The sequence below is a fragment of the Pantoea sp. Fr-CA_6 genome (assembly GCF_024520895.1).
Classification (GTDB): domain Bacteria; phylum Pseudomonadota; class Gammaproteobacteria; order Enterobacterales; family Enterobacteriaceae; genus Pantoea; species Pantoea agglomerans.
In genome coordinates, this window is record NZ_JALNPO010000023.1 from 18,232 (window position 1) to 31,522 (window position 13,291).

General features: G+C 55.6%; 13 protein-coding genes and 1 riboswitch. Of the genes, 7 read left to right on the forward strand and 6 right to left on the reverse strand.

The window, feature by feature from the left end:
- Positions 1-44: 44 nt before the first annotated feature.
- The gene (locus NR201_RS21980) at positions 45-227 is read right to left on the reverse strand and encodes a DUF1127 domain-containing protein (RefSeq protein WP_010261051.1); all 183 of its coding nucleotides are present in this window, start codon (positions 225-227) and stop codon (positions 45-47) included.
- 174 nt (positions 228-401) lie between these two features.
- Here NR201_RS21980 and NR201_RS21985 point away from each other — a divergent pair, with 174 nt between their 5' ends.
- On the forward strand, positions 402-1,856 hold the full coding sequence (locus NR201_RS21985) for a PLP-dependent aminotransferase family protein (RefSeq protein ID WP_143991697.1): 1,455 nt from the start codon (positions 402-404) through the stop codon (positions 1,854-1,856).
- Between the two features lie 194 nt (positions 1,857-2,050).
- Here NR201_RS21985 and thiE read toward each other — a convergent pair whose 3' ends face one another.
- From thiE to NR201_RS22000, 3 genes are all read right to left on the reverse strand, one after another.
- Positions 2,051-2,677, reverse strand: coding sequence for a thiamine phosphate synthase (thiE, locus tag NR201_RS21990; protein WP_256850170.1), 627 nt, complete (start codon positions 2,675-2,677; stop codon positions 2,051-2,053).
- A gap of 2 nt (positions 2,678-2,679) precedes the next feature.
- Positions 2,680-4,602, reverse strand: coding sequence for a phosphomethylpyrimidine synthase ThiC (thiC, locus tag NR201_RS21995; RefSeq protein WP_256850171.1), 1,923 nt, complete (start codon positions 4,600-4,602; stop codon positions 2,680-2,682).
- Positions 4,603-4,689: 87 nt separating this feature from the next.
- Positions 4,690-4,791, reverse strand: a riboswitch (TPP riboswitch).
- A gap of 152 nt (positions 4,792-4,943) precedes the next feature.
- Complete coding sequence (locus NR201_RS22000) at positions 4,944-5,450, reverse strand: Rsd/AlgQ family anti-sigma factor (protein ID WP_010261059.1); 507 nt, start codon at positions 5,448-5,450, stop codon at positions 4,944-4,946.
- 89 nt (positions 5,451-5,539) lie between these two features.
- Here NR201_RS22000 and nudC point away from each other — a divergent pair, with 89 nt between their 5' ends.
- The 6 genes from nudC to NR201_RS22030 all read left to right on the forward strand — a co-directional run bounded on the left by nudC (position 5,540) and on the right by NR201_RS22030 (position 9,936).
- On the forward strand, positions 5,540-6,310 hold the full coding sequence (nudC, locus tag NR201_RS22005; RefSeq protein WP_010672223.1) for an NAD(+) diphosphatase: 771 nt from the start codon (positions 5,540-5,542) through the stop codon (positions 6,308-6,310).
- Between the two features lie 40 nt (positions 6,311-6,350).
- A complete protein-coding gene (hemE, locus tag NR201_RS22010) occupies positions 6,351-7,418 on the forward strand; it encodes a uroporphyrinogen decarboxylase (RefSeq protein ID WP_010672222.1) in 1,068 nt (355 codons plus the stop codon).
- A 2-nt stretch (positions 7,419-7,420) separates the two neighbouring features.
- A complete protein-coding gene (gene nfi / locus NR201_RS22015) occupies positions 7,421-8,089 on the forward strand; it encodes a deoxyribonuclease V (protein ID WP_010261068.1) in 669 nt (222 codons plus the stop codon).
- Between the two features lie 63 nt (positions 8,090-8,152).
- The gene (locus NR201_RS22020) at positions 8,153-8,743 is read left to right on the forward strand and encodes a YjaG family protein (RefSeq protein ID WP_010261070.1); all 591 of its coding nucleotides are present in this window, start codon (positions 8,153-8,155) and stop codon (positions 8,741-8,743) included.
- Between the two features lie 188 nt (positions 8,744-8,931).
- Positions 8,932-9,204 carry a nucleoid-associated protein HU-alpha gene (hupA, locus tag NR201_RS22025; RefSeq protein WP_003850136.1) on the forward strand — a complete coding sequence of 91 codons (273 nt, stop codon included), beginning with the start codon at positions 8,932-8,934 and terminating at the stop codon, positions 9,202-9,204.
- A gap of 69 nt (positions 9,205-9,273) precedes the next feature.
- A complete protein-coding gene (locus NR201_RS22030; RefSeq protein WP_010261073.1) occupies positions 9,274-9,936 on the forward strand; it encodes a DUF1481 domain-containing protein in 663 nt (220 codons plus the stop codon).
- 32 nt (positions 9,937-9,968) lie between these two features.
- On the opposite strand, the gene purD is transcribed toward NR201_RS22030, so the two are convergent.
- Positions 9,969-11,249 carry a phosphoribosylamine--glycine ligase gene (gene purD / locus NR201_RS22035; protein ID WP_256850172.1) on the reverse strand — a complete coding sequence of 427 codons (1,281 nt, stop codon included), beginning with the start codon at positions 11,247-11,249 and terminating at the stop codon, positions 9,969-9,971.
- A gap of 19 nt (positions 11,250-11,268) precedes the next feature.
- On the reverse strand, positions 11,269-12,858 hold the full coding sequence (gene purH, locus NR201_RS22040; protein ID WP_256850173.1) for a bifunctional phosphoribosylaminoimidazolecarboxamide formyltransferase/IMP cyclohydrolase: 1,590 nt from the start codon (positions 12,856-12,858) through the stop codon (positions 11,269-11,271).
- Positions 12,859-13,291 lie beyond the last annotated feature (433 nt).

The following is a 13,291-nucleotide window of genomic DNA, read 5'->3' on the forward strand; positions in this document are numbered from 1 at the left end:
CTGATAAAAACCCTGCCTCGGCAGGGTTTTTTTTTGTCTCTGATTCAGACATTCCAGTCGTTGCGGCCAAGGCCAATGTCTTTCAGCTGACTGTCACTCAGCTTCGACAGGATGACGCGCGTCTCACGCCTCAGCTGCCAGCGTTTATAACTGCGCCACAAGTAACGAACCAGCTGGTAAGGCGTGCCTGTGAACGGTTTAGCTGCGCGATTCTCGTCGTATCCCATGATAGTGCCCTCAGTGAATTGTCTGAGGACTATTCTCAGCGGATCGCTCTGTATGATACAGACGCAAAAATCACCTTTCTTTAACATACAGATTGCGGTAATGGCGATCTGAATGGTAAAAAAGAGACATAACTGTACCGGTTAATGCTCAGCTCCTGAGTCAGAGGAAATACAATGACGCGATATGAACATCTGGCCACGCTGCTGGCTCAGCGTATTGAACAAGGTTTATATCGCAGTGGTGAGCGCCTGCCCTCGGTACGCAGTCTGAGTGCCGAACATGGCGTCAGTATCAGCACCGTGCAGCAGGCTTATCATCTGCTGGAAGAGAAGCAGATGATTACGCCGCAGTCGCGCTCTGGCTATTTTGTGGCCTCGCGTAAGGCGACGCCCCCGATGCCTGCGCTGACCCGTCCCGCACAGCGGCCGGTTGAGGTAACGCAGTGGGATGCGGTGCTGGAGCTGATTAACAGCCGTCTGGAAGATGATGTGTTGCAGCTGGGAAGCGGTATGCCCGATCTGACCCAACCGACGCTTAAGCCGCTGTGGAAAGCCTTCAGCCGACAGGCTCAGAAGCAGGACATCGCGCTGCTCAATTATGACAACCTCTATGGTGTTCTCGCACTGCGGCAACAGGTTGCACGACTGGCGATAGATAGCGGTTGCCAGCTCACCGCCGATGACATTGTTATTACCACCGGCTGCCATGAAGCCTTATCGGTAGCCGTGCGTGCGGTCTGCGAGCCGGGCGATATCATTGCTGTTGAGTCGCCTTCGTTTCACGGGATCATGCAAACCCTCCGCGGATTTGGCATTCGTGCCATTGAGATCCCGACTGATGCGGTAACCGGCATCAGCCTGGAAGCGCTGGAACTGGCGTTTGATCAATGGCCGATTAAAGCAGTCGTTGTTGTACCGAACTGTAATAATCCGCTGGGATTTATCATGCCTGAGCCGCGTAAGCGGGCATTGCTTGCCCTGGCGCAGCGGTTTGACGCGGCGGTCATTGAAGATGATGTTTATGGTGAGTTAGCCTGGGAATATCCGCGCCCAGCGACCATTAAAGCGCTGGATCTCGATGGCCGGGTTCTGCTGTGCAGCTCCTTTTCCAAAACGCTGGCGCCAGGTTTGCGTGTCGGCTGGGTTGCACCCGGCCGCTATCGCGACCGTGTACTGCACATGAAATATATCGTCACAGGTTCCACCGCCACACAGCCTCAGCATGCGGTCTCCGAGTTTATCCGCCAGGGCCATTATCAGCCCCATCTGCGCCGGATGCGGCAAATCTATCATCGTAACTATGAAACCTTTAGCTGCTGGGTGCGCCACTACTTTCCCTGCGGCATCTGCGTTTCCCGTCCTCAGGGCGGTTTTCTGATGTGGATAGAACTCCCCGAAGCGTTTGATGCGGTCCGGCTCAATCGCGAATTGCGCGAGTCAAAAATTCAGATAGCCGTAGGCTCACTCTTTTCGGCCTCGGGTAAATACCGTAACTGTCTGCGCTTAAACTACGGGCTGCCGATCAACGAGCAGACTGAACAGGCGCTGGCACTGGTGGGGGCAGCCGTCGAACGCGCCATGCTCTCGTGCCAGCATGAGACGCAGATTTCAGCTTCAACTCTCGCATAGCGAAAAGAAGAAGCAGGGCCGGCAAGAGGAGGGAACCGGCCCTGGTCAGATAACCTTAACCTGACGGAGGCCACGTTAAGGTTTTGGATCAGAGCACGCCAGCGGCAACATACGCTTTTGCGCGTCGCTTTCCCGGCAGAAACGCTGGCGTTACTGGTTTTGCAGCCGCTATGCGGGACAGCTTCCACAAATCCTTATTGGTGAGGCTCTGCCAGCGCCAGCAGGGTTCGTGTTGCTTCACGCCAGTCATCTGCCTGGGTAATCGCACTTACCACCGCAATACTGCCCACGCCGGTTGCCAGCACGTCAGGTGCCCGAGCAATTGAGATACCGCCAATTGCCACGGTGGGGATATGCGTCAGGCGCGTCAGATGCCGCTTCAGCTGCTCAATGCCCTGCGGCGCAGAAGGCATCTCTTTGGTCTGCGTCGGGAAAATATGTCCAAGCGCGATGTAAGAGGGCTGGATTGCCAGTGCGCGGTCCAGTTCAGCATCGTCACGGGTGGAGAGCCCCAGACGCATTCCTGCCTGATGAATCCGGGCAAGATCGGCAACATCGAGATCCTCCTGACCCAGATGCACGCCATAAGCCTGATGCTTTATCGCCAGCTGCCAATAGTCATTGATAAACAGGCGCGCGTCATAGCGTTTACCCAGTGCAATCGCCTGAGCGATGGCGGGTTCGGCGATCTCATCGGGCTGATCTTTGATGCGCAGTTGCAGCGTACGAACGCCCATCTTCAGCAGGCGCTCAATCCAGTCGGGGCTATCAACCACCGGATAAAGCCCCAGGCGCGGGGCGGTAGCGGGAAATGCGGGCATTGTTATTCCTCCTTAATGGCATCGGCGGGATGATAAAGCTCACCGCCGCGCCGACGAAAACGGTCTGACATCTGCGCCATGCCCACTTCAACGGGCTCGGCGCGCGTATCCTGACGTGCTGCGAACTCGCGCACCTCCTGGGAAATTTTCATCGAGCAGAACTTAGGGCCGCACATCGAGCAGAAATGGGCCACTTTGCCCGACTCCTGCGGCAGGGTTTCATCATGCATAGCCCGCGCCGTATGGGGATCCAGCGCCAGATTAAACTGATCTTCCCAGCGGAACTCAAAGCGCGCTTTGGACATGGCGTTATCACGGATCTGCGCACCCGGATGGCCTTTCGCCAGATCGGCGGCATGCGCTGCTATTTTGTAGGTGATCAATCCCTGCTTCACATCCTCTTTGTTCGGCAGACCCAGATGCTCTTTGGGCGTGACGTAACACAACATGGCGCAACCAAACCAGCCAATCATGGCAGCACCGATACCGGAGGTGAAATGGTCATAGCCGGGCGCGATGTCGGTGGTCAGCGGGCCAAGGGTGTAGAAGGGGGCTTCATCGCACAGGTCGAGCTGTTCGGTCATGTTGCGGCGGATCATATGCATCGGGACGTGCCCCGGGCCTTCAATCATCACCTGAACGTCATATTCCCAGGCAATACGGGTCAGTTCGCCCAGGGTACGCAGTTCGGCAAACTGCGCCTCATCGTTGGCATCCTGAATGGAACCCGGACGAAGGCCATCGCCCAGCGACAGGGAGACATCATAGGCGGCGCAGATTTCACAAATCTCCCGGAAGTGCTGATACAGGAAGCTCTCCTGATGATGCGACAGGCACCATTTCGCCATGATAGATCCACCCCGCGATACAATTCCGGTCAGACGTTTCGCCGTCATCGGGACATAACGCAGCAGCACGCCAGCGTGGATAGTGAAATAATCGACACCCTGTTCCGCCTGCTCAAGCAGCGTATCGCGGAATATTTCCCAGTTCAGCGCCTCGGCCACACCATTCACTTTTTCCAGCGCCTGATAAATCGGCACTGTACCGATTGGCACCGGGCTGTTTCGCAAAATCCATTCGCGCGTTTCATGAATATAACGACCGGTAGAGAGATCCATCACCGTATCGGCACCCCAGCGAGTCGACCAGACCAGTTTTTCCACCTCTTCCTCAATAGAAGAGGTCACCGCCGAGTTACCGATGTTGGCATTGACCTTAACCAGAAAGTTGCGGCCAATGATCATCGGCTCCGACTCAGGGTGATTGATATTGGCAGGGATGATGGCGCGTCCGGCAGCGACCTCCTGACGCACAAACTCGGGCGTGATACTGGCTGGCAGATGCGCGCCAAAACTGTGACCGGGATGCTGTTGCAGCAATACCTCACTGCGGATTCGCTCACGGCCCATGTTTTCCCGCAGTGCGATAAATTCCATCTCCGGGGTGATGATCCCCTGGCGGGCATAGTGCAATTGCGTGACGCGGCAGCCTGCGCGGGCACGGCGCGGTGTCGGCAGTTGATCGAAACGCAGATGATCCAGCCCCTCGTCAGCCAGCCGCTGCTGGGTATAGCCTGAGCTGTTCTGTTCGAGAAGTTCGCTGTCGTCGCGTTCAGCAATCCAGCGGGCGCGCAGCTTTTCCAGGCCACGATGAACATCGATCTGTGCCGCGGGATCGCCATAGGCACCCGCCGTGTCATAGACCGGTACTGCTTCGTTCTGCTCATAGAGAGGCTGTTCTTTGCTGCCGCCGATGTGGGTCGGGCTTAGCACGATTTCACGCATGGGAACGCGGATATCCTCGCGGCTGCCGGTAATCCAGATGCGGCGGGACTGGGGAAATGCACTGCCGCTTTGCAGGGAATCGATAAATTCCTGCGCCTGGGCACGCTGTTCACGACGGGTTGTTTTTTGGTCAGACATAGCAATCTTCCTGTTAAGGGGGAACGATGCTTGTCCGGAGTTCGGAAGGAGTAACCGTATAGACAGCGTAAGCATGCTGGTATACAGAGAATATTTACTCTTGTTCCCTTCGCAGGTTCTAACCTGATCAGGTTCCGCGGATCCCGAATTAACGGTCTCAGCCCAACTTGGGCACTCCGACAAGAAGCTGTTTTTACGCTGGTGTCTGATAACAGAGCCAGGCGTAAAAACCTTATATTTCAAAGCAAAAATAAAAAAGGTTCTTTGGAGCACTCTCCTCAGAACCTGTTCAGCATAAAAGGGCTACGGGATAATCTCAACCCCTTTGCCGGAGATGATGATTAAGCCGGACGCGCGATATGGCTGTCATTGGCTACCGGCGGGGGGACAAGCTGGTTATCCCATGCCAGCTGAATCAGCTTATCTTCCAGCGTAAAGCGTGCTTCCAGCACTTCACCCACTTCGGAGAGTGCCTGCTGGAAGGTCATGCAGTTCTCGTCGTCGATTGCCTGCTGCAGGTGGCCGTCATACAGCTGCATCAGACGCTCAGTATTGGCTTCCAGCGGTGGATAGATCTGTGCGGCGGCAATCATCGGGCTGTCGCCACTCATTTCGCTGATCACGCGTTCATAGATACTGAAGTGACCCGCAGAAAGATAATCGACCAGACCGTGACAGAAGTTGTCCAGAGCCTGCTCATCAAGACGCGTCAGCGCCTCTTTGTTTGGTTTAAGTCCGACCAGGTGATAATAGGTCACCAGTAGCTGACGACGGGCTTCAAGCCACGAATCGACCAGTTCATTACTGCCACCTACGCGTTCAGCCAGGACGTCTAACTGGTTAAGCATATCTAACTCCATGTGAGTTATAGTTGTTTATCTACACACTTAACATCAGGGCTTCAGCGTGCGAGTTGACGCTAAGGATGACGAAATAAATGCAATGCGAAATCTCAAGCGTAGACGCTGGATGGTGGATTGTCAGCCATGAACAGAAACTTTGGTTACCACAAGGTGATTTACCCCACGGAAACGCCGAAAAATTTGGTTTGACCGGCAGTAAAGCCCGGACCATCGGTGAGTGGCAGGGCGAAAAAGTCTGGCTGATTTGTGAGCCGCGTTCTGCCGATATGTTCTCAGTACGACAGCTGATCGATCAGGATGTGGCGCTGTTTCAGCTGGTGGGTCGCGGTGTGCAACTGGCGGAATTCTACCGTTCTCATCGCTGGTGCGGCTATTGCGGCCATGAAATGCACCAAAGCAAACATGAATTTGCCTGTCTCTGCAGCCATTGTCGCGAGCGTTACTATCCGCAGATCGCACCCTGCATCATTGTGGCTATCCGTCGCGGTGATGAAATCCTGCTGGCGAATCATGCCCGCCATCGCAACAAGGTCTACACGGTGCTGGCGGGTTTTGTGGAGGTGGGCGAGACGCTGGAGCAGGCCGTTGCCCGCGAAGTGATGGAAGAGAGCAATATCCGCGTCAAAAACGTCCGTTACGTTACCTCCCAGCCGTGGCCCTTCCCGCAATCGCTGATGACAGCCTTTATGGCGGAGTATGACAGCGGCGATCTGCAGCACGACGGTAAAGAGCTGCTGGATGCGGCCTGGTTCCGTTTTGATGAGCTGCCGTTGCTGCCACCGCCAGGCACCGTGGCGCGCCGCCTGATTGAAGATACCGTCGCCCTGTGCCGCGCCGAAGTGTGAAAGTGCTACACTACACGCCTGTTATTGAGAGAGTGTTGAGATGAGTGAACTGAAGAACGATCGTTATTTGCGTGCCCTGTTACGTCAGCCGGTTGATGTCACGCCGGTCTGGATGATGCGACAAGCCGGGCGCTATTTGCCGGAGTACAAAGCGACACGCGCCCAGGCGGGTGACTTTATGTCGCTGTGCAAAAACGCCGAGCTGGCCTGTGAAGTCACCCTGCAGCCGCTGCGCCGTTATCCGCTGGATGCCGCCATCCTCTTCAGTGACATCCTGACCATTCCGGATGCGATGGGACTGGGTCTCTACTTTGAAACCGGCGAAGGCCCGCGTTTCTCAAACCCTGTGACCTGTCGCGCTGACGTTGAGCGTTTACCGGTGCCCGATCCCGAAATGGAGCTGGGCTATGTGATGAATGCTGTCCGTACCATCCGTAAGAACCTGAACGGCGATCTGCCGCTGATTGGCTTCTCCGGCAGTCCGTGGACGTTGGCCACCTATATGGTGGAAGGCGGGAGCAGCAAGGCGTTTACCAAAATTAAGAAGATGATGTATGCCGATCCCGCTACGCTCCACGCGATGCTGGATAAGCTGGCCGACAGCGTCATCCTCTATCTCAATGCTCAGATCCGCGCCGGTGCGCAGTCCGTTATGGTGTTTGATACCTGGGGTGGCGTGCTGACCGGTCGTGATTACCGCGAATTCTCACTCCATTACATGCACAAAATTGTCGATGGCCTGCTGCGTGAAAACGACGGTCGCCGCGTGCCGGTGACGCTCTTCACCAAAGGCGGCGGACAGTGGCTGGAAGCGATGGCCGCCACCGGTTGTGACGCGCTGGGTCTCGACTGGACCACCGATATTGATGACGCACGCCGTCGCGTGGGCGACAAAGTAGCCCTGCAGGGCAACATGGATCCTTCTATGCTCTATGCGGCACCTGAGCGTATCGAACAGGAAGTGGCTGGGATCCTGGAGCGCTTTGGCTCGGGCACCGGGCATGTCTTTAATCTGGGTCATGGTATTCATCTGGATGTGCCACCGGAAAATGCGGGCGTCTTTGTTGAGGCGGTACACCGTTTATCACGTCCCTGGCATCAGGAGTAATCATGGATATTGCCGCACTTCGCGCTGAGCAGTTACAACGCGCCGCTGATGTGGTGCGAGAAGATGACTTTGATGTGCTGCCACCCCGCTTTATCGGCGGGGCGGACGTTGGATTTGAGCAGGAAGGCACTATCACCCGGGCGGCGATGGTGATACTGGAGTATCCCTCCTTAAAGCTGGTGGAGCATCGCATCGCACGCGTTGAGACCACCATGCCCTATATTCCGGGCTTTCTCTCATTCCGTGAATATCCAGCGCTGATGGCCGCCTGGCAGATGCTGGAGCAAAAGCCGGACCTGCTGTTTGTGGATGGACATGGTATTTCGCATCCACGACGACTTGGCGTCGCGTCACATTTTGGCCTGCTGGTCGATGTGCCCACCATTGGTGTCGCGAAAAGTCGCCTGTGTGGCCGTTTTGCCGATCTGGATGCGCAGCCTGGCAGTCGTCAGCCACTGATCGACAAAGGCGAGCAGATAGGCTGGGTATGGCGCAGCAAGCTGCGGTGTAATCCGCTGTTTGTCGCCACCGGCCATCGTGTCAGCCTGGATACCGCGCTGCAGTGGGTCGAAAACTGTACGCGTGGTTACCGGCTGCCGGAACCGACCCGCTGGGCCGACGCGGTTGCCTCGAACCGAACCGCTTTCCAGCGCTGGCAAAACGCGCTTTAACACTGTTTGTGCTGCGGTTTTGCAGTTACACTGCGGCCAGCGAAACGAATAAGAGCCACCTTTATGTTACAAAATCCCGTTCATCTGCGTCTGGCGAAGCTGGAAAGCTGGCAGCACCTTACTTTTATGGCCTGCCTGTGCGAGCGCATGTATCCCAACTATCGTGCGTTCTGCGAGCAGACTGAATTTGCCGATCCGGCACTCTATCGCCGTATTCTTGATCTGATCTGGGAAAACCTGACGGTCAAAGATGCGAAGATTAACTTCGACAGCCAGCTGGAAAAGCTCGAAGCCGCCATTCCGGATGGTGATGCGTTTGAGGTTTACGGCGTTTATCCGGCTATCGATGCCTGTGTGGCATTAAGCGAAGTCGTACATGCGCAGCTGAGCGGTGAAACTCTTGAGCATGCAATTGAAGTCAGCGAGACCTCAATTACCACTATCGCCATGCTGGAAATGACCCAGGCTGGACGCGAAATGACCGACGAAGAGCTGCGTGAAAACCCGGCTATCATCGATGAGTGGGACCTTCAGTGGGAGATTTTCCGCCTGCTGGCGGAGTGTGAAGAGCGCGACCTTGAATTGATTAAAGGTCTGCGATCTGACCTGCGTGAAGCGGGAATTAGCAACATCGGTATAAATTTCCAGCAGTAAGGCGATAAAACGTGACTTCAGGCCCGAATTAGCGCGCCTGGAGGCTTCACATTGGCCCCCTGTCTGGTCTACATTTGGGGGGCTGAAAATTGTGGCTATCGGTGCGTGCAGGCAGAAGAGTGCCAGAATATGGCTTTTCCCTCGCACTCGTTGCTTAGCAAGCGATAAATACACTTTAAGGATAACTTATGAACAAGACTCAACTGATTGATGTGATCGCAGAAAAAGCTGACCTGTCTAAAACCCAGGCAAAGGCAGCGCTGGAATCTACTCTGGCTGCGATCACTGAGTCTCTGAAAGATGGTGATGCTGTACAACTGGTTGGTTTTGGTACTTTTAAAGTGAACCACCGCGCTGAGCGTACCGGTCGTAACCCGCAGACTGGCAAAGAGATCAAAATCGCTGCAGCAAATGTACCGGCATTCGTGTCTGGTAAAGCGCTGAAAGACGCCGTTAAGTAAGACGTCGCACTGCGGTTAAGCTTTAAAACAGGGGGCGTTTCGCCCCTTTTGTTTAAGAGGCCAGCCATCATGACCCCGCTGTTTCAGCGTTTATCTGTTCTGTTTCTCTCCCTGTTTCTTTTCGGTTGCAGCTCTACTCCGGATATTCCCCCCTTTTCTGCCAGTGGCTATCTTGCCGATCGTGGTGTTGTTCGTATCTGGCGTAAAAACAGCGACCACCAGTCGGTCCATATCCGCACCTTCTATACGCCGTTCAGTGGCGGTGAGGGTGAAGTGACGGATTATGTCTGGCTGGAAGAGTCGTTGATCAGCATTCAGCGTCAGGTGAAGGGCAACCAGCCTGATGATGTGACCCTGCGCTTTGACCAGGCTGGCGGTCTTAACTTTATGCAGCGCCAGCTTTCAGGCCGGCGTGAAGCGGTCAGCCCGGATGCGGTTGAGCTCTATAAGTTTGATGCCGAGCGGATGCGTAACCTCAGCGATGCGCTATTAAGCGGTCAGGTGTTCCTCAGACAGGGACACTGGCTGGGAAACAATGTGCTGGAGAGTTGCGAAGGCCAGCAGGTCAGACCCGCTTTTGACGCCGACGCTCTGCAGATGCTGACACAGCAGCAACGCCGCGCATCGGCACCGCTGATGGTGTCATGGCTTGAAGCGCCGGAAGGGATACAGCTATTGCGGGTCAGTCAGCAAGATGACTGCTCACAGCAGCCGACAGAAGAAGATATGTGAATTGAAAAGGGGGCACCTGGTGCCCCCTGAACTTATTTGCGATTAATGGCGCGGTAGCCGATATCGCGGCGACAGAAGCTGCCCTGCCATGAGATCGGCTTTGTCAGCTCATAAGCCCGCTTTTGTGCCGCGGCCACATCGTCGCCCAGCGCGGTTACGCACAATACGCGGCCACCGTTTGTCAGCACCCGATCCTCTTCCAGCCGTGTTCCGGCGTGGAATACCTTGCCGTCAGCCACTTCTTCGAGTGGCAGACCGTGAATCTGATCGCCCTGAGCGTAGTCACCCGGATAACCGCCCGCCGCCAGCACCACACCCAGCGCAGGGCGGGGATCCCATTGTGACGTTTTCTGATCCAGCTTACCGTCACAGGCGGCCAGGCAAAGATCGACCAGATCCGACTGCAGGCGCAGCATGATCGGCTGAGTCTCCGGATCGCCGAAGCGGCAGTTGAATTCGATCACTTTCGGCTGCCCGGTGTGATCGATCATCAGACCGGCATAGAGAAAACCGGTATAGATGTTGCCTTCAGCCGCCATGCCGCGCACGGTCGGCCAGATAACCTGATCCATAACGCGCTGGTGGATCTCATCGGTGACAACCGGAGCCGGAGAGTAGGCACCCATTCCGCCGGTGTTCGGACCGGTATCGCCATCGCCCACGCGTTTGTGATCCTGGCTGGTGGCCATGGGCAGCACATGCTCGCCGTCCACCATCACGATGAAGCTGGCTTCTTCGCCATCCAGAAACTCTTCAATCACAATGCGGTGTCCGGCATCGCCAAAGGCGTTTCCGGCCAGCATATCCTGAACCGCATCCTCAGCTTCCTGCAGCGTCATCGCCACAATCACGCCTTTACCTGCGGCCAGGCCGTCGGCTTTGATGACGATAGGGGCGCCTTTCTCACGCAGATACGCGAGAGCGGGCTCAACCTCGGTGAAGTTCTGGTATTCCGCACTCGGGATCTGATGACGCGCCAGGAAATCCTTGGTGAAAGCTTTAGAGCCTTCCAGCTGCGCAGCGGCCTGAGTCGGACCAAAGATAGCCAGCCCGGCCTCACGGAAGGCATCCACGATGCCAATCACCAGCGGCGCTTCGGGGCCGACAATCGTCAGATCGATCTTTTCACGCCGGGCAAACTCAAGCAGGGCAGGGACATCAGTTGCACTAATCGCGACATTCTGCAGCGCAGGCTCTAATGCGGTGCCCGCGTTACCCGGTGCCACAAACACGGTTTCCGCCAGCGGCGACTGGACAGCTTTCCAGGCCAGAGCATGTTCACGTCCGCCATTGCCGATTACTAAAATTTTCATCTGTTTCTCTCCAGAACGATTAATGGCGGAAGTGACGCATGTCGGTGAAGATCATGGCAATGCCATGCTCATCAGCCGCCGCAATCACCTCTTCATCGCGGATGGAGCCGCCAGGCTGGATGACGCAGTTCACGCCTGACGCGGCTGCCGCATCAATACCATCACGGAACGGGAAGAAGGCATCCGACGCCATGGCTGATCCTTTTACTTCCAGACCTTCATCGGCTGCTTTAATGCCGGCAATCTTAGCGGAATAGACACGGCTCATCTGTCCGGCACCGATACCAATGGTCATGTTGTCGCGTGCATAAACAATGGCGTTAGACTTAACGAACTTCGCCACTTTCCAGCAGAACAGCGCATCACGCAGCTCCTGTTCGGTTGGCTGACGTTTACTGACGACGCGCAGCTGGCTGGCATCAACCATGCCGAGATCGCGATCCTGTACCAGCAGACCCCCGTTGACGCGTTTGAAATCCAGTGCAGCAGTACGGTTTTGCCATTGGCCGCAGATCAGGACTCGGACATTCTGCTTCGCGGCGGTAATTTTCAGCGCGGCCTCGGAAACCGCTGGCGCGATAATCACCTCAACAAACTGGCGGCTGATAATGGCCTGCGCAGTTGCTTCATCCAGCTCGCGGTTAAAGGCGATGATGCCGCCAAATGCGGAGGTCGGATCGGTCTGGTAAGCGCGATCATAGGCTGCCAGCAGCGAGTCACCGGTCGCTACGCCACAAGGGTTCGCATGTTTGACGATGACGCAGGCGGGTTCACTGAACTCTTTGACGCACTCCAGTGCAGCATCCGTGTCAGCAATGTTGTTATAGGAGAGCGCTTTGCCCTGAACCTGCCGGGCAGTCGCCACTGAAGCTTCAGTGATGTTCTCTTCTATATAGAAGGCAGCATCCTGATGGCTGTTTTCACCGTAGCGCATATCCTGCTTCTTAATGAAGTTCAGATTCAGGGTACGCGGGAAACGGCCGGCGGGCTGATTACGATCACCGTGATAGGCGGGCACCAGGCTGCCAAAGTAGTTAGCGATCATGCTGTCATACGCGGCAGTGTGTTCAAACGCTTTGATCGCCAGATCGAAACGGGTCTCAAGCTTCAGACCATTTTCATGGGCATCCATTTCGGCAATGATCGCATCGTAGTCGCCGCTGCTGACCACGATTGCCACATCTTTATGGTTCTTGGCAGCAGAGCGCACCATGGTCGGGCCACCGATGTCGATATTTTCCACTGCATCTTCCAGTGAACATCCTTCACGGGCGACGGTCTGTGCAAAGGGATAGAGGTTAACGACCACCATGTCGATTGGGCTGATGTCGTGCTGCGCCATAATGGCATCATCCTGGCCGCGACGACCTAAAATGCCGCCATGCACTTTGGGATGCAGGGTTTTGACGCGTCCATCCATCATTTCCGGGAAACCGGTGTAGTCAGAGACTTCTGTGACAGCCAGACCCGCATCCGCCAGCAGGCGAGCTGTTCCGCCTGTGGAGAGCAGTTCGACACCGCGACTTGAGAGCGCCTGAGCAAATTCGAGGATACCGGCTTTGTCAGAGACACTGAGCAATGCGCGGCGTACAGGACGAGTTTGTTGCATGGTGGTTTATCCCTTGGCTTTGTTTCGCGTATATAAGAGCGTTACATCAGGCTTTACAGCGATTTTCTCTTCTCTATACAGGAAGAAAAAATCAAAAACCTCAGGTAACGCCCCGAAAAGGGGTGTCCGGAACTTCGCCCGGCATTGTAGCGAAAACGTTTGCGTGATGCTCGCCTAAATTTATCTGGCCCGACTAGTGTGGATAACATTGTGTGTAACTGCGTATAACAGCCGCTTTTGCTGTGGAATGCAGCGAACGCTCTTTTTTATGCAATTTATGGGTTGCGCCTCTCAGACAACTCCCTATAATGCGCATCCATCAACACGGCACACCGGCAACGGGATGACAGGTTGAAAGGCACAGGAGACTGCGCCGCCGGAGAAAAACTTCTGAAATAGAGGTTGACTCTGCAGGAGGAAAGCGTAATATACG